The sequence below is a fragment of the Lonsdalea quercina subsp. quercina genome, assembly GCF_000688655.1.
In the GTDB taxonomy this organism is placed as follows: domain Bacteria; phylum Pseudomonadota; class Gammaproteobacteria; order Enterobacterales; family Enterobacteriaceae; genus Lonsdalea; species Lonsdalea quercina.
Map to the genome: position 1 here is coordinate 212195 of NZ_JIBO01000010.1, position 17018 is coordinate 229212.

Sequence of the window (17018 nt, forward strand, 5' to 3'; positions counted from 1 at the left end):
TACCTCCCTGAATAGTTTTATTCGCTATTTGTATAAGAATTCGCCGAATATTTAGCAGGTGCAAGCCTTTTATTTAATGTTTATCGCTATGTCGGCGTATAATAGCTGACTTTATTGTCTACAATGGCACGAAGATTTTCCCTGTGTGAAGGAGAAGAACATGGCGGTGACTGCACCGGTAATTACGGTTGACGGGCCGAGTGGCGCGGGTAAAGGCACGCTATGCAAGGCATTAGCGGAAGCGTTGCACTGGAATCTGTTGGATTCAGGCGCTATCTATCGCGTATTGGCGCTGGCGGCTTTGCATCACCAGGTGGATATCCACTCTGAAGAAGCGTTGGTGCCGCTGGCGACGCACCTTGATGTCCGTTTCGTTCCCGAAGACGGGCAGTTGAAAGTCGTACTGGAAGGTGAAGACGTCAGTCTGGCAATTCGCACTGAAGAAGTGGGCAACACGGCGTCGCAGACAGCGGCATTTCCCCGCGTACGTGAGGCGCTGCTGCGGCGTCAACGCGCTTTTCGCGAAGCGCCCGGCCTCATTGCCGATGGACGGGATATGGGAACCGTCGTCTTTCCCGATGCGGCCGTGAAGATTTTTCTCGACGCCAGCGCGGAAGAGCGTGCGCAACGCCGCATGCTGCAGTTGCAGGAGAAAGGCTTTAGTGTTAACTTTGAACGTCTTTTATCCGAGATTAAAGAACGCGNCGATCGCGATCGTAATCGAGCCGTAGCACCGTTGGTGCCGGCGCCGGAAGCCCTGGTGCTGGACTCGACCGAGATGTCGTTAAATGAAGTGGTTGAAAGGGCGCTGGCTTATGTAAGTCAAAAGCTGGGTCCGGCAAACCAATAAATAATCCCACCTCGCTGTAAGGATGCGTAGCGAGGTATGTGAAACAGCCCCATCGAGCAGGATGCCAGATGGACGTTAAATTAAGAAACCCTAAGATTATCAACATGACTGAATCTTTTGCTCAACTCTTTGAAGAATCCCTGAAAGAAATCGAAACCCGTCCGGGTTCCATCGTTCGCGGTGTTGTTGTTGCTATCGACAAAGATGTCGTACTGGTTGACGCCGGTCTGAAATCTGAGTCCGCCATTCCGGCTGAGCAGTTCAAGAACGCGCAGGGCGAAATTGAAATTCAGGTTGGCGATGAAGTTGACGTTGCACTGGACGCTGTCGAAGACGGCTTCGGCGAAACGCTGCTGTCTCGTGAGAAAGCTAAGCGTCACGAAGCATGGCTGATGCTGGAAAAAGCTTACGAAGAAGCTGCGACTGTTACTGGTGTTATCAACGGTAAAGTTAAAGGTGGTTTCACCGTTGAGCTGAACGGTATTCGTGCGTTCCTGCCTGGCTCCCTGGTAGACGTGCGTCCGGTACGTGACACGCTGCACCTGGAAGGCAAAGAGCTTGAGTTCAAAGTGATCAAGCTGGACCAGAAACGTAACAACGTTGTGGTTTCCCGCCGTGCAGTTATCGAATCCGAAAACAGCGCAGAGCGCGATCAGCTGCTGGAAAACCTGCAGGAAGGCATGGAAGTTAAAGGTATCGTTAAGAACCTCACTGACTACGGTGCATTCGTTGATCTGGGCGGCGTTGACGGCCTGCTGCACATCACTGACATGGCTTGGAAACGCGTTAAGCATCCGAGCGAAATCGTCAACGTTGGCGATGAAATCAACGTTAAGGTGCTCAAATTCGACCGCGAACGTACCCGTGTCTCTCTGGGTCTGAAACAGCTGGGCGAGGATCCTTGGGTTGCTATCGCTAAACGTTACCCGGAAAGCACTCGTCTGACGGGTCGCGTAACCAACCTGACTGACTATGGCTGCTTCGTTGAAATCGAAGAAGGCGTTGAAGGTCTGGTTCACGTTTCCGAAATGGATTGGACCAACAAAAACATCCATCCGTCTAAAGTGGTCAACGTGGGCGACGTGGTTGAAGTTATGGTTCTGGATATCGACGAAGAACGTCGTCGTATCTCCCTGGGCCTGAAACAGTGCAAATCCAACCCGTGGCAGCAGTTCGCTGAAACCCACAACAAGGGTGACCGCGTAGAAGGTAAGATCAAGTCTATCACTGACTTCGGTATCTTCATCGGTCTGGACGGCGGCATTGACGGTCTGGTTCACCTGTCCGACATCTCCTGGAACGTCGCTGGCGAAGAAGCTGTTCGCGAGTACAAGAAAGGCGACGAAATCGCTGCCGTTGTCCTGCAGGTTGATGCAGAGCGTGAGCGCATCTCCCTGGGCGTTAAACAGCTGGCTGAAGATCCGTTCAACAACTACCTGTCTATGAACAAGAAAGGTGCGATTGTTACGGGTAAAGTTACTGCCGTTGACGCTAAAGGTGCTACAGTTGAATTAGCTGATGGCGTTGAAGGTTACCTGCGTGCTTCTGAAGCCGCGCGTGACCGCGTTGAAGACGCAACTCTGGTTCTGAGCGTTGGCGATTCCGTTGAAGCGAAGTACACCGGTGTTGACCGTAAGAATCGCGTAGTTAGCCTGTCTGTTCGTGCTAAAGACGAAGCTGACGAGAAAGATGCAATCGCTTCTGTTAACAACAAACAGGACGAAAGCAACTTCTCCAATGCAATGGCTGAAGCTTTCAAAGCAGCTAAAGGCGAATAATCACGGTGGACCGGGTGGCGCCATGCCGCCCGGNCTCAAACGGTAGTAAGTTACTATGGTTTTTAAGAGACCATATACTTGGAGGAACTATGACCAAGTCTGAGCTTATTGAAAGACTTGCTGGACAGCAATCTCATATCCCGGCCAAGTTGGTCGAGGACGCGGTGAAAGAGATGCTCGAGCAGATGGCGAGTACGCTGGCAGAAGGCGATCGTATTGAGATCCGTGGGTTCGGCAGTTTCTCACTTCACTACCGTGCACCGCGTGTCGGACGTAACCCGAAGACAGGTGAAAAGGTGGAACTTGAAGGTAAATACGTTCCTCATTTCAAACCTGGCAAGGAACTGCGCGATCGTGCGAATATCTACGGCTGATTAACGGTTGTAGTTAAACGCCCTCTTGCGCGGCATTACGTGCAACAGACAGCTAAGTAAAAATTCTAAAAGGCGCCCTTAAAAGGCGCCTTTTTTCTATCTGAGATTCGGCCCACTAGCTTATCTCTATCATTATTAATGATTGTGGGGCGAGTGACTTGAATAAATCTATCGGTCATCACTAATCGTCAGAGGTATGCCAGAAAGACTCAGGCGAAACGACCAGCCATGGCAACGTCAAGCGACGTGGTCTGAGTGGCAGCCTCTGTGAGGGGAAAAGGGAAAGCGGCAGCGGCGGCGAATGTACGGCGCAGTGTACTGAGGCATCATATAGCCGATATGCAGCGTTTTTGAGACGTCAAAGGTGTAGACCATTAAACATCCTCAGAAATGATGAGGAGCAGGGCTGACGCACGTGCCGGATGCTTTAAAACCGGGACCTCGGCGAGGACAATTAGCTCGGTGTGTGATAAGGCGAACTAAGCCGATTTGGGTGACATGCAGACAGCGGCTGGCGTCGCTATCGGGGATGTACACGCGAATTTCGAGATGTGGGTCACCCCAGCGACTCCAGGGGTGACCCACGTAGAGGGGCGATTACTGGGTATGACGTTGTTGCAGACAGCCTATAATGGTCGCCAGATCCAAGTCCTGATCCTGAAGCAGTACCAGCAGGTGGTACATCAAATCGGAGGCTTCGTTGGTCAATTCCTCCCTGTCATGTACCGTTGCGGCCAGCGCAGTCTCCAATCCTTCTTCGCCGACTTTTTGTGCGATACGCTTCGTGCCGCTGGCATACAGCCGCGCGGTGTAGGAACTTTCCGGATCGGCGCTCTTGCGGCTGGCTAACAGCTGTTCCAGCTCAAACAGAAACTGCCATTGGCTGGCGGCCGGTGCGAAGCAGCTGCTTGTGCCGGTATGGCAGGTAGGGCCAACCGGATTGGCCAGAACCAGCAGGGTATCGTTATCACAGTCCGGCGTGATGGAGACGACGTTCAGGACATTGCCTGAGGTTTCGCCTTTGGTCCACAGTCGGTTTTTGGTGCGGGAGAAAAAGGTGACTTTTCCTGTTTCTTCGGTCGACTGCAGTGCTTGCGGATTCATATAACCCAGCATCAGCACTTCGCCGGAGACGGCATGTTGTACGATAGCTGGCAGCATGCCGTTGGTTTTTTCCCAGTCTAACTGGCTTCTTTGTTGTTCTGTTAACACACCCGGATCTCCACGCCTTGTTGCTTGAGGAACTGTTTTAGTTCGCCAATATTAATGATTTGTTTATGGAAGACAGATGCCGCCAGCGCGCCATCGACGCGTGCATTCTGAAATGCTTCCAGAAAATGCTCGCGAGCGCCGGCGCCGCCGGAGGCGATCAATGGCACCTGACAGACGTCTCGTACCTGCCGCAGTTGTTCCAGATCGTAGCCGTTGCGGACGCCGTCCTGGTTCATCATGTTGAGAACAATTTCACCTGCGCCGAGCTTCTGAACTTCCTGAACCCAGTCCAGCGTCTCCCACTGAGTGACGCGGGTGCGATTTTCGTCGCCGGTGTATTGATTAACATGATAACGCCCGGTGTCGGCATCATGCCAGGTATCAATCCCGACCACGATGCATTGGACGCCGAAGCGGTCGGCCAATCGGGAAATCAACGTCGGGTCGGCCAGCGCCGGCGAGTTGATGGAAATTTTATCCGCGCCGAACGACAGGATCTGGGCGGCTTCTTCCAGACTTTTGATACCGCCGGCTACGCAGAAGGGGATATCGATCACTTCTGCCACGCGAGAGACCCAGGTTTTATCCACGACGCGGCCGTCGGAAGACGCCGTAATATCGTAGAACACCAGTTCGTCCGCGCCTTCTTGCGCATAGCGCTGCGCTAGAGGAACGATATCGCCAATAATTTCGTGGTTGCGGAATTGAACGCCTTTGACCACCTGCCCGTCACGAACGTCGAGACAGGGAATTATCCGTTTTGCCAGCATGCAATGGCCTCCGCTACGTTAAATTTTCCTTCCAGCAGGGCGCGACCCACGATGACGCCTTGCACGCCGCTGCCGCGCAACGAGTCGATATCTGCCAGAGAGCCAATACCGCCGGAAGCCTGAAACGCCACCTGCGGATATTGCTGGCTGATCTCTCGATAAAGATCGACGTTTGAGCCCTGCAACGTGCCGTCGCGTGAAATATCGGTGCACAGCACGTGACGCAAACCGAACGGCAGAAAGCGCTCGACGGTCTGCTCCAGCGTGATCCCCGAATTCTCCTGCCAACCGCTGATCGCCACATTTTTGACGCCGTCGGCATCAATACGCACGTCCAGCGCCAGTACTAATGCCTCGGCGCCGTAACGGGTAAACCACGACTGCACCAATTCCGGTTCTTTTACCGCGGTGGAGCCGATGACGACGCGGCGGGCGCCGGCTTCCAACAGGGCTTCTACGTCCTGCTCGGTGCGGATACCGCCGCCGACCTGTACCGGCACGGAGACGCCTGCCAACAGCGTTTTCAGCAGAGGGATCTGACGAGCGGCCGGGTCTTTCGCCCCGGTTAAATCAACCAGATGCAGCACCTGTGCGCCTTGCTGCTGATAATCCTGCAGGCGAGGAAGCGGATCGCTGCCGTATTGCCGCTGCTGTCCGTAATCGCCCTGATGCAAACGGACAACCTGCCCGTCGATCAAGTCTAAAGCGGGAATAATCATGACCGTTTACATCTCCAGAAAGTTTTTCATCAACTGCGCGCCGGCGGCGCCGGAACGTTCCGGGTGGAACTGCACGCCATAGAAGTTCTCTTTTTGCACGGCCGCCGTAAAGGCGTCGCCGTATTGAGCCTGAGCGATGGTATCGGCGCAGACCGGCATAGCGTAGCTGTGCACGAAGTAGAAGTAAGCGTCTTCAGGAATGTCGCGGAACAGGCGGTGACCCGCCTGTGGCGTCAATTGATTCCATCCCATGTGCGGCAGAGGCAGGCCTTTGTCTTCCATTTTCAACACGGGCGCATCCACGATGCCCAGGGTGTCGATGCCACCGTTCTCATCGCTGGCGCTGCCAAGAAGCTGCATACCTAAACAGATGCCCAAAACGGGCTGGGTGCAGGCCTTGATCAGGTCGATCAGATCGCGTTCTCTCAACTGATTCATCGCGGCCTGTGCCGTACCGACGCCCGGTAGAAACAGTTTATCGGCGTGTAATACCACGNCCGACTCGCGGCTGATGACCGGATCATAGCCCAGACGTTTCACCGCATAGGCGACGGAGGACAAATTGGCACAGCCGGTATCCAGAATCACCACGTCCATTACAGTACTCCTTTCGAACTCGGCAGCGTATCGCCTTCAACCCGAATAGCCTGACGCAGCGCGCGGCCAAAAGCTTTAAACAAGCTTTCGACGCGGTGGTGGTCGTTGCGGCCTTTGGTCTTGAGGTGCAACGTGCAAGCCATCGCATAAGACAGCGAACGGAAGAAGTGTTCGACCATTTCCGTGCTCAGATCGCCCACGCGCTGATAGTTAAATTCCGCTTTATATTCCAAGTGCGGGCGACCGGAGATATCCAGCGCACAGCGAGCCAGACATTCGTCCATCGGCAGCACGAAACCGAAGCGGCCGATACCGCGTTTATCGCCCAGCGCCTTATTCAATGCTTCGCCCAGCGCCAACGCGGTATCTTCTACCGTGTGGTGGTCGTCGATGTACAGATCGCCTTTGACTTCAACCTGCATGCGGAAGCCGCCATGAGTGGCGATCTGGTCCAGCATGTGGTCGAAGAAGCCGACGCCAGTGCTGATTTTGCTCTCTCCCTCACGGTCAAGCCAGACGTTGACGTCGATGGCCGTTTCGCGCGTCACCCGGCTGNCGTGCGCGTGCCGATCGCGGCGGGTCAGCTGGGCGACGATATCAGCCCAGTTCAGCCCGTCTCGCTGGTAGCGCAGACCGGTGATCCCCAGGTTTTTCGCCAGTTCGATATCCGTTTCCCGATCGCCGATGACATAGCTGTTGCCGCTGTCCATCACGTTGTCTTTCAGGAACGCGTCAACCAGCGCCGTTTTCGGTTTGCGGCAGTCACAGTTGTCGGACGGCAGGTGCGGGCAGATCAGCACACGTTCGAAGGCAATTCCCTGAGAGGAGAAGATCTGCATCATCAGATCATGTGGCGGATCAAAGTCTTCCTGCGGGAAGCAGGCGGTGCCCAGTCCATCCTGATTCGTGATCATCACCAGTTTAAAGCCAGCCTTTTGCAGCGCCAGCAGCGAAGGAATGACATTCGGCTCCAGCGCCAGTTTGTCCAGCCGGTCGACCTGATAATCCTCAGGCGGCTCGGCGATCAGCGTGCCGTCACGGTCGATAAAAAGGTATTTCAATCCCACAATCGTTCCTCAAGATTAAGCGGTGGTGATGCCGGAAAGCGCCTGCAGGGCAGCGATAACGCGTTCGCATTCGTAGCGGGTGCCGACGGTAATTCGCAGGCAGCCGGCCAGCCCGGGCTGTTTATTTTGGTCGCGCAGAATAATGCCTTGCTCCCACAGCGATTTAAACACCTGGGTCGTCGGGTCGAACTTCACCAGCAGGTAGTTGCTTTCGCTGGGGAAAACGGATTCCACGCAGTCGAGCGGCCGCAGCGCGTCGGCCAGCCAGCGACGGTTTTCCAGTATCCCGGCGACGTTTTTCTTCATTTTGGCGATACCCGCGTCGCTCAACGCCTGAGCGGCGATGTCCGCGACCGGCAAAGAGAGCGGATAGGGGGCAATCACCTTCAACAGCAGCTGAATAACGTCTTCGTTCGCCAGCGTGAAGCCGCAGCGCAGCCCTGCCAGCGCGAATGCTTTGGACAACGTGCGCAGGATCACCAGATGAGGATAGTCTGCCAGCCAACTGACGGTAGACGCCTCCGGGCAGAACTCGATGTAGGCTTCGTCGATAACGACCAGCGCCTTGTCCTGCGTCAGTTCTAGCAGGCGGCGCAGATCTTCCGGGTTGACCAGGTTGCCCGTCGGGTTATTCGGGCTGCAAACGTAGATCACCTTGACGTTGTCGAGCTGACGTTCGATCGAGTCCATATCCAGCTGCCAGTCAGCGGTGCTCTGCGCCATGCGGCGTTCGACACCAAATGTTTCGGCGCTGACCGCGTACATGCCATAGGTCGGCGGGCAGAATAGAATGGCATCTTTGCCGGGTTCGCAGAAGGCGCGGATCAACAGTTCGATGCCCTCATCCGCCCCACGGCTAGTCAGCACCTGCTCCGGCCGGACGCCCGCATAGGCCGCGTAGCGTTCGATAACCTGTTTCGGCTGGCATTCCGGATAACGGTTCAGCGTCGGCAGCGTGAGCTGGTATTCCGGCTCCTGAGGATATTCGTTGGCGTTTAGCCAGACGTCGCCGCTGCCGCCCAGTCGGCGGGCCGACAGGTAGGGCGTCAACTGACGGACGTTTTCACGTGCCAGATTGTCGATGCTCATGCTTGCTCCTTTAGGGCGGCGACGCGCAGGGAGACGGCGTTTTTGTGGGCGGTCAGCTGTTCTGCCTGCGCCATCACCTCGATCGCGGGCGCCAGCGCGAGCAGGCCCTGCGGCGTTAATTGCTGAACGGTCATCCGTTTCTGGAAGTCCGCCAGACCTAAACTGGAGTAGGNGGCGGTATAACCGTAGGTCGGCAACACGTGGTTGGTGCCGGAGGCATAGTCGCCCGCCGATTCCGGCGACCAGTCGCCAAGGAAGACGGAACCGGCGCTGATGATATCGTCGACCAAATCGCGCGCATTGCGGGTCTGGATGATCAAGTGCTCCGGGCCGTACTGGTTGCTGATCTCAACGCACTGAGTCAGGTCGCGGGCGATGATCACGCGGCTGCTCGCCAGCGCCTGAGCAGCGATTTCGCGGCGCGGAAGCTGACTCAGCTGTTGTTCCACCGCCACGGTGACGGCCTGCGCCAGGTCGCGATCCGGCGTCAGTAGAATCACCTGCGAGTCCGGACCGTGCTCGGCCTGAGAGAGCAGGTCGGAAGCGATAAAGTCCGGCGTGGCGCCGCTGTCGGCGATCACCAGCACTTCGGAAGGACCGGCGGGCATATCAATTGCCGCGCCGTCCAGACGCTGACTGACCTGACGTTTGGCTTCGGTCACGTAGGCGTTGCCGGGTCCAAAAATCTTGTCCATCTTCGGTATGCTTTCGGTCCCGAACGCCATGGCCGCGATGGCCTGCGCGCCGCCCAGCTGGAAGACTTCTTGCACGCCGCACAGCTGCGCCGCATACAGAATTTCATCGGCAATCGGCGGCGGAGAGCACAGGATGACGCGGTTGCAGCCCGCCAGCGTCGCCGGCGTCGCCAGCATCAGCACGGTGGACAGGAGGGGCGCTGAGCCGCCGGGGATATAAAGCCCCACGTTGGCGATGGGGCGGGTGAGCTGCTGACAGCGAACGCCCGGTTGGGTTTCGACGTCTACTGGCGGCAGCTGCTGCGCTTCGTGGAACGTTTTGATATTGCGTACGGCAATCGCCATCGCCTGCTTAATGTCATCGCCCAGACGATCGGCCGCTGCGTCAACGTCCTGCTGACTGATGCGCAGGCTGTCCACCTGCGCTTTGTCAAAACGCGCGCTGAAGTCGCGCAGGGCGCTGTCGCCCTCGGCTTTCACGCGATCCAGAATGTCGCTGACGATGGCGGTGATCTGGCCGGAGGCGGAAATAGCCGGGCGCGTCAGCAGCTGTTGCCGCTCTGGTTCTGAACACGCCTGCCAATCAATGAGTGTTTCGAAGCTGTTTGCCATAGTGATTACTCCATCATCTTCTCAATCGGCAGCACCAGAATCGAGCTGGCGCCCAGTGCTTTTAGATTTTCCATCGTTTCCCAGAACAGAGTTTCGCTGCTCACCATGTGCATCGCGACACGGCTTTTCTCTCCGGCCAGCGGCAAGATGGTGGGACGTTCGGCGCCCGGCAGCAGCGAGATGATTTCGTCCAGACGTTCGCTGGGCGCATGCAGCATGATGTATTTGGATTCGCGAGCCTGAATCACGCCCTGCATACGGGTCAGGAGTTTGTCGATCAGCTCCTGCTTCTCCGCAGGCATATCGCCATCGCGCTGAATCAGGCAGGCTTTGGACCGGTAAATCACTTCGACTTCACGCAGACCGTTGGCTTCCAGTGTTGCCCCGGTCGAAACCAGGTCGCAGATGGCGTCGGCCAGACCCGCGCGGGGTGCGACTTCGACGGAGCCATTCAGCAGACAGGATTTGAAATTGATATCTTGTTTATCGAGGTATTGCTTAAGGATGTGGGGGTAAGAGGTGGCGATGCGTTTATTTTGCAGGCATTGAGGACCGGTATATTCCTCATCCAGCGGCATTGCCAGCGACAGGCGACATCCGCCGAAATCCAGCCGGCGCAGCGTAAAGTAGCGCGGGTCTTCGCCCTGAGCTCGACGGTCGAGTAATTCTTCCTCCAGCACGTTTTCGCCGATGATGCCCAGATCGACGACACCGTCCATGATCAGCCCCGGAATATCGTCATCGCGAACGCGCAAAATATCGATGGGCATATTCTCAGCGAAAGCGATGAGACGCTGCTGCTGCAAATTGATTTTAATACCGCAGCGGGCCAGTAACTCGCGAGATTCGTCACTCAAACGGCCTGATTTCTGCATCGCGATGCGTAAACGTGTTTTATCCAGCATATAAACCTCAATTTTCCTGTCTGATGCGCCTGTTGATGCAGGCTTCTTTTTTAAAAACGGGGGGCCATAAAAAAACCCTCGGAAGATGATCTTCCGAGGGCTCTCTTTAACGTTCTGCGCCACTGGAAGATCTAACCGTCTTCCAGCACCAATCGCCTGAAAGACTAGTCAGGGTGATGGTGATGATGGTGGTTGAACAGAACGCTTAACATAATATTGTCCACTAATGTCGATGATTTAATTCTCGTGTTGGACTTAACCTAAACTAAGTCGTATCGGTTGTGCAACCGTTTTTTACCTCTGCGTGGGCATTTGGAGTTGCGATGGTGAATTGAGCGTGGATAGTAGGTGGAAACAAGCTGGTCAGGGCGGGAGCGTGAAATGAAAAAAGTGTCGATTATCGGGTTAGGGTGGCTGGGCATGCCGCTGGCATTGGCGTTGATGGGCCGCGGGTATCAGGTGGCCGGCAGTAAAACCACGGATGACGGGGTAGAGGCGACGCGCAACGTAGGGATTGAATGTTATCGCCTGCGTCTGACGCCGGAGCCTGAGTGCGAAGCCCGTGAACTGGAAGCGCTGCTGAACACGGATGCGCTGATTGTGACGTTGCCGCCGAGCAAGGTGTCCCAAGAGGGGGCCGGCTATCTGGAGGCGGTTCAAGCGATCGTCAACAGCGCGTTGGCTCTCGGCGTTTCCCGCATTGTGTTTACCAGTACGACGTCGGTCTACGGACGGACGCAGGGCATCGTCAAGGAGAGCAGCGCGCTGAAGCCTGATACCGCGACGGCGCAAAGCATCGTTGAGCTGGAACAGTGGTTGCACGCGTTGCCGAATACGGAGGTGGATATTGTGCGGCTCGCCGGGCTGGTGGGCGCGGAACGTCATCCGGGACGTTTCCTTGCAGGGCGCCGCGACGTGCCGAACGGCAGTCACGGTGTCAATCTGGTTCACCAGGAGGATGTGGTCGCGGCTATTCTCCTGCTGTTGCAGCTGCCTCATGGCGGACATCTCTACAACTTGTGCGCGCCGCTGCATCCCTCCCGGGAAGTATTCTATACCGCGCAGGCGCAGCGTCTGCATCTGGTCCCGCCCCGATTTTTGGCGGGCGACCCGGAGGCGGCGCGCCTCGTCGATGGGCAGCTTATCTGTCGCGAACTGGGATTCGAGTACTTGCATCCAGACCCGATGACGATCCCGCTCAACTGACAAAGCCTCTCTAGCCGTTATTTTTACGGTACAGGCGTCGGGGATGACCGATTTTGCCGTACAGCATCTGCACGTCGAGAAAACGATTCTCCAGACTATGCTCCAGATACCGGCGGGCGGTGGTCTTGCTCAGCCCCGTTCGGGCGACTACCTCATCGACTGAAAACAGCGTCTCCGGGGCGTCATGGAAGATTTGCTGGATCAAATTCAGGGTGTTTTCCTCGATGCCTTTCACCGTCGAGCCGGTGGGGGCGGCGCTTGACTGGAGCTGATACAGAACGTCGACATTCTGCTGATCGACGTATTTGTAGGTGTACTGCGCCTTCACGAACTGGATAAAGCGCTCCAGCGATGAGCGCAGACGCGGGTAGGAAACCGGTTTGATGATGTAATCGAACGCGCCGCAGCGGATCGCCTGTGCGCAGGTGTCCATATCGCTCGCGGCCGTGATGAAAATGACCGAGCAGTTCATTCCTTTCATGAGTTCGCTTTCAATCAACGAGATGCCTTCGCCATCCGGCAAATAGTTGTCCAGCAGCATTAAACGGGGACGATGCTGCTGGAGTAATCGCCGCGCTTCCTGCAGCGTAGAGGCTATACCGACGATGCGTAGGTTGAAATTCTTTTCAATAAACTCGGCATGGATGTCGGCCAGTCGTTTTTCATCTTCGACGATGAGGACCTCGAAGTTTTCGACCGATTTGTCCGTCGACGACGTGGGTTTCTCAATTGACATGATGCGCTGTGTTCCTGTTGGTCTCTGTCTGGTGGGTCTCGGTAAGATGCCGGGGAATAAAAACGGAAAAAATAGTGCCCTGCGGCGGGTTGGCGGAAACCTCAATCACTCCCTGGGCCTGATTGACATAGTTTGCGACCAGATGAAGCCCCAGCCCGTGATCGCCTGCGGTCTTGCTGGTGACGCCCATGTCAAAAATGCGGTCGGCTATCTCCGGGGCGATGCCGGTGCCCTTGTCGGCGATTTCAATCACCAGTTCCCGCTCATTATCATGAATATAGACTTCAATCGGTTCGTGCGGCCGTGGGCTGGCCAGCGTGGCTTCCATCGCGTTATCCAGCAGATTGCCGATGATCGACATCAACTCCGTCTCACGCAGCGCGTCGGGAATAGCCTTCAGCTGGCAGCGAGGGTCGAAGAGCATCTGCAGGCCTTTCTCTCGCGCGCTGGCGTATTTCCCCAGCAGTAATCCACACAGGGCGGGAGCGCTGAACCGCGCGGAGATAAAGTCCAGCGTGGCCTGTGCGCCCTGCGATTGGGCTTCGATATAGCGAATTGCCTCATCGTAGCGTTCCAGGTGCAGCAGCCCGGCCAGCGTCGCCGTCCAGTTCAGCTGCTCATGGCGTAATATCCGCAGGCTGTTGGCGTAGCGTTTTACCTGGCTGAGCTGCAGGCTCAGCGTGTGGAGATCGTTTTTATCGCGAAAGCTGATGACCCAACCCTGTAGTTCGTCTTCCAGCATGATCCGCACGCGGCTGGCGATGACGGTGACATGATTAAAGCGGCAAATTTCGTCGTGGGTATCGCTGGTCCACATCTCATCGCTGGAAAAGAAGGGGACGGACTTGATGACTTCGTCTATCGGTCTGCCACGAAGCGTCACGGCGGGATCGTTCAGTTCCAGCAGCGTTTTCGCCGAATGGTTAATCGCAGCGATATGCGACTGTTTGTCGATGGCGATGACGCCTTCGTCGATGGACTCGAGCAGCGCTTGCTGCTGGCGGACAAGCAGTTTGATCTCCTGCGGCTCCAGCCCGAACATCTGTTTTTTGAGGTTGCGCGAAAACCACCATGAAAACAGGAACAGCGCGATGAAAATCGCCACGATCCCTAACAGAACGTGGCTGACATTACTGAGCGACAGGCTGTCGATATGCGTTTTCAGATAGCCGACGGACACGATGCCCACCACCTCGTCGCCATCCATAATCGGCGCTTTGCTTCGCAGGGAAATGCCAGTTCCGCCGTGGCGTAGGGTGATCGTGGTCTTACCGGCAAGCACCTCCGCATTATCCCCGCCCACCATTTGGCTGCCGATCAGCTGAGCGTCCGAGGAGTGAAAGAGATGCACGGCGCTACGGTCGCCAATCACGATGAAGCTGGCGTCGCTGTTCTGTATCAACTTCTGTCCGAGAAGGTCAATGGCGGGGATATCGCGTTGTTTGACGCTGGTGATAAGCGTGGGGATCACGGCGATCTCTTTTGCCTGCACCTGCGCCCGCCCGCCCAATTCATTGTAGAGGCGTTGAGATGTCGCGCGATAATAATAAAGGCTGCCCATGGCTAATAACAGGGAGAAAAAAATCATCAAATAAATGAAGAGTCTGAGATGAAATGAAAGCCTGAATGCCATGTTGACCTAACGCCGCCAAGTTTGTTTTGTCTAAAAGTTCAATCTAGCATGAAAGGAGTGAAAGGGGATAAGCAGTACCCATTCTTGTGAGCGGCGACAGGTAAGCTATACGCAGGATTAATATAGACAGGCATATATGTAGACATTTATGGGCAAATGAATTTTATATCGAACATTTTAATTACCTTTTTATAACATAATCAGGGGATATATCCGACAGTCATATGGAGAGGAAAGTTAACGGCATCTTCATGAAAATTGTTTAATAATGTTAATTTGGTAACCATATGTTTTTTATCAGATTAATAATTAAAACTTTAAAAACCATAAGTGCCATTAAAACTCATTTTTCAATTTGAAGGTTATCACACAATAATTGTTTTTGACCTCCTAAAATGGCTGATAAAATAATATAAGGAGGAATGGGCATGAGTACGACAGATGATTCATATATCGCTGTAAAGGATAAAATCTCTGTGAAGCGTTCGCTTAAAGAAAAATGGTGGTATGTACTGGATACATACAAAATTGGTATTATTCCTCTGCCGCTATTCCTTCTGATCGGTCTATTAATCGGGCTTGACTGTCTGGACGGCAAACTGCCCAGCGACATCGTCGTCATGGTAGCGACGATGGCCTTTTTCGGTTTTGCCTGCGGGGAATTCGGCAAGCGTTTGCCGATTATTGGAAAAATGGGGGCAGCGGCCATTTGCGCTACCTTTATTCCCTCCGCGCTAGTGTATTATGGGTTGCTGCCTAAGGTCGTGGTCGACTCTACCACCCTGTTCTATAAGTCCACCAACATCCTTTATCTCTACATTTGCTGCATTATCGTCGGCAGCATCATGAGTATGAATCGGGACACATTAATCCAAGGCTTCATCAGGATTTTCTTTCCCATGCTGTGTGGCGAAATTGTGGGGATGTTGGTCGGCGTCGGCGTCGGGGTCGCGTTGGGCCTGGATCCATTCCAGGTGTTCTTCTTCCTGGTGCTGCCCATCATGGCGGGGGGCGTGGGCGAAGGGGCGATACCGCTTTCCATCGGCTACGCGACCCTGCTGCATATGGACCAGGGCGTGGCGCTGGGAAGAATATTGCCCATCGTCATGCTGGGTGGTCTGACCGCTATCCTGCTGGCGGGGATGCTCAATCAGCTCGGCAAGCGTTATCCGCACCTGACCGGCGAAGGGGAACTCCTGCCGGGCAAATCGAACGATGACAAGAAGACGACGGCGTTGTCGGCCGAACTGAGTGGCAAAATCGATGTGACCGCGCTGGCCGCAGGCGCCTTACTGGCCATCATGCTCTATATGGTGGGCATGCTGGGTCATAAATACATTGGTCTGCCCGCGCCGGTTGGCATGCTGTTTGCTGCGGTGTTGGTAAAGTTAGCGCATGGCGTTTCGCCGCGGATTCGGGAAGGATCGCAGGTGGTTTACAAATTCTTTCAGACGTCTGTGACCTATCCCATTCTGTTTGCCGTGGGCGTCGCGATTACGCCGTGGGAAGAGTTGGTGCATGCTTTCACCATCACAAACCTGATCGTCATCGTCACCACGGTGGTCACGTTGGTTGCGACCGGATTTTTCGTCGGCAAAAAAATCGGCATGTACCCCATTGATGTCGCGATTGTTTCGTGTTGCCAGAGTGGGCAGGGCGGGACCGGCGATGTGGCCATCCTGACCTCCGGCAATCGCATGGTGCTAATGCCTTTCGCCCAGATTGCGACCCGCATTGGCGGTGCAATCAATGTTTCCGTGGCGTTACTGGTCCTCGGGAACTTCCTGATTTAATTCAGTACGACAGTAAAGCAGTGAATCAGCATAGGTCATTTTTAATACGGGAATCATTATGAAACTTGCAAGCTACCGCCACAACGGAAAAGACAGCTACGGCATCTATACACCGGCTGGCTTTATTGACCTGCGCAGCAGATTGGGTCAGCGTTATCCGGATTTGAAAGCATTGCTGGCGGGAGACGGCTTGGCGGCGGCGAAAGCCCTGGTCGATGAAGCGCCGGATGTGGCGGAGTCGGATGTCACTTTCTTACCGGTCATCGTTAATCCTGGGAAAATTTTGTGCGTCGGCATGAATTACGCGGATAAACGCAAAGAATTTGATCAAGTCGACCCGGCGCCGACGTTGTTCGTACGCTTTGCCGACTCTCAGACCGGGCACATGACCGATGTGCTGAAACCCCAGTTCACGGACGAATTCGACTACGAAGGCGAGCTGGCGGTGGTCATCGGTCGCCGCGGACAGAACATCTCGCGCGAAGACGCCTTATCGTTTGTTGCGGGATACAGCTGCTACATGGACGGCTCCGTACGAGACTGGCAGCATAGCTGGTTCACCGCCGGCAAAAACTGGCCGAAAACCGGTGCGTTTGGCCCTTACCTGACGACGAGCGATGAGATCCCCGACCCGCAGGTGCTGAATATTCACACCTATCTCAACGGCAGCCAGGTGCAGGACGATAACACCCGCAACATGGTGCACAAGGTGCCGGAGCTGATTGAGTACATCAGCACCTTTACCTCGTTGGCGCCGGGCGATGTCATCATCACCGGGTCTCCGGGCGGCGTAGGTAAAAAACGTCATCCGCCGCTGTTTATGCGCCCCGGCGATCGCATCGAGGTCGACATCGAACATCTTGGTCGGCTGAGCAATACCATCGCCGAGGCCAAAAGCCGCATCGAAGNCGTTCATCCCTCGTCAGCCACGATCACCCATTAAATTCGGTCCCCGTTCGCGCGGGGATATTTTTAGCCGTTA

General features: G+C 55.3%; 16 protein-coding genes and 1 other annotated feature. Of the genes, 6 read left to right on the forward strand and 10 right to left on the reverse strand.

What is annotated here, in order from left to right:
* The first annotated feature begins 160 nt into the window (after positions 1-160).
* The 3 genes from cmk (at position 161) to ihfB (ending at position 3002) form a co-directional block, all read left to right on the forward strand.
* On the forward strand, positions 161-850 hold the full coding sequence (gene cmk, locus RZ35_RS11615; protein ID WP_026743461.1) for a (d)CMP kinase: 690 nt from the start codon (positions 161-163) through the stop codon (positions 848-850).
* A 104-nt stretch (positions 851-954) separates the two neighbouring features.
* Entirely contained in the window at positions 955-2628 is a 1674-nt protein-coding gene (gene rpsA, locus RZ35_RS11620; protein WP_026740441.1) for a 30S ribosomal protein S1, read from the forward strand.
* An 89-nt stretch (positions 2629-2717) separates the two neighbouring features.
* Complete coding sequence (gene ihfB / locus RZ35_RS11625; protein ID WP_026740440.1) at positions 2718-3002, forward strand: integration host factor subunit beta; 285 nt, start codon at positions 2718-2720, stop codon at positions 3000-3002.
* A gap of 597 nt (positions 3003-3599) precedes the next feature.
* On the opposite strand, the gene hisIE is transcribed toward ihfB, so the two are convergent.
* The 8 genes from hisIE to hisG all read right to left on the reverse strand — a co-directional run bounded on the left by hisIE (position 3600) and on the right by hisG (position 10668).
* Positions 3600-4214 (reverse strand): bifunctional phosphoribosyl-AMP cyclohydrolase/phosphoribosyl-ATP diphosphatase HisIE, encoded by a 615-nt coding sequence (hisIE, locus tag RZ35_RS11630; RefSeq protein ID WP_026743462.1) that lies wholly within the window; start codon positions 4212-4214, stop codon positions 3600-3602.
* Positions 4208-4984 (reverse strand): imidazole glycerol phosphate synthase subunit HisF, encoded by a 777-nt coding sequence (gene hisF, locus RZ35_RS11635; protein ID WP_026743463.1) that lies wholly within the window; start codon positions 4982-4984, stop codon positions 4208-4210. Before hisF ends, hisIE begins: the two co-directional genes overlap by 7 nt.
* Entirely contained in the window at positions 4966-5703 is a 738-nt protein-coding gene (gene hisA, locus RZ35_RS11640) for a 1-(5-phosphoribosyl)-5-[(5-phosphoribosylamino)methylideneamino]imidazole-4-carboxamide isomerase (RefSeq protein ID WP_026743464.1), read from the reverse strand. The genes hisF and hisA overlap by 19 nt, the downstream gene beginning before the upstream one ends.
* 6 nt (positions 5704-5709) lie before the next feature.
* Entirely contained in the window at positions 5710-6300 is a 591-nt protein-coding gene (gene hisH / locus RZ35_RS11645) for an imidazole glycerol phosphate synthase subunit HisH (protein ID WP_026743465.1), read from the reverse strand.
* On the reverse strand, positions 6300-7367 hold the full coding sequence (hisB, locus tag RZ35_RS11650; RefSeq protein ID WP_026743466.1) for a bifunctional histidinol-phosphatase/imidazoleglycerol-phosphate dehydratase HisB: 1068 nt from the start codon (positions 7365-7367) through the stop codon (positions 6300-6302). The genes hisH and hisB overlap by 1 nt, the downstream gene beginning before the upstream one ends.
* A gap of 15 nt (positions 7368-7382) precedes the next feature.
* Positions 7383-8456 (reverse strand): histidinol-phosphate transaminase, encoded by a 1074-nt coding sequence (hisC, locus tag RZ35_RS11655; protein ID WP_026743467.1) that lies wholly within the window; start codon positions 8454-8456, stop codon positions 7383-7385.
* Positions 8453-9763, reverse strand: a complete 1311-nt coding sequence (gene hisD / locus RZ35_RS11660) for a histidinol dehydrogenase (RefSeq protein WP_026743468.1) — start codon at positions 9761-9763, stop codon at positions 8453-8455. The genes hisC and hisD overlap by 4 nt, the downstream gene beginning before the upstream one ends.
* Positions 9764-9768: 5 nt before the next feature.
* Positions 9769-10668 (reverse strand): ATP phosphoribosyltransferase, encoded by a 900-nt coding sequence (gene hisG, locus RZ35_RS11665; protein WP_026743469.1) that lies wholly within the window; start codon positions 10666-10668, stop codon positions 9769-9771.
* 66 nt (positions 10669-10734) lie between these two features.
* Positions 10735-10857, reverse strand: a sequence feature (His leader region).
* Between the two features lie 192 nt (positions 10858-11049).
* On the opposite strand from hisG, the gene RZ35_RS11670 reads away from it, so the two are divergent.
* Complete coding sequence (locus tag RZ35_RS11670) at positions 11050-11874, forward strand: SDR family oxidoreductase (protein ID WP_026743470.1); 825 nt, start codon at positions 11050-11052, stop codon at positions 11872-11874.
* A gap of 10 nt (positions 11875-11884) precedes the next feature.
* On the opposite strand, the gene RZ35_RS11675 is transcribed toward RZ35_RS11670, so the two are convergent.
* Complete coding sequence (locus RZ35_RS11675; RefSeq protein ID WP_026743471.1) at positions 11885-12610, reverse strand: response regulator; 726 nt, start codon at positions 12608-12610, stop codon at positions 11885-11887.
* Positions 12600-14243 (reverse strand): ATP-binding protein, encoded by a 1644-nt coding sequence (locus tag RZ35_RS11680; RefSeq protein WP_026743472.1) that lies wholly within the window; start codon positions 14241-14243, stop codon positions 12600-12602. The genes RZ35_RS11675 and RZ35_RS11680 overlap by 11 nt, the downstream gene beginning before the upstream one ends.
* Positions 14244-14671: 428 nt before the next feature.
* On the opposite strand from RZ35_RS11680, the gene RZ35_RS11685 reads away from it, so the two are divergent.
* Together RZ35_RS11685 and RZ35_RS11690 are read left to right on the forward strand one after the other, a co-directional pair.
* On the forward strand, positions 14672-16036 hold the full coding sequence (locus tag RZ35_RS11685; protein WP_026743473.1) for a 2-hydroxycarboxylate transporter family protein: 1365 nt from the start codon (positions 14672-14674) through the stop codon (positions 16034-16036).
* 58 nt (positions 16037-16094) lie between these two features.
* Positions 16095-16979 carry a fumarylacetoacetate hydrolase family protein gene (locus RZ35_RS11690; RefSeq protein ID WP_026743474.1) on the forward strand — a complete coding sequence of 295 codons (885 nt, stop codon included), beginning with the start codon at positions 16095-16097 and terminating at the stop codon, positions 16977-16979.
* The last annotated feature ends 39 nt before the right edge of the window (positions 16980-17018 follow it).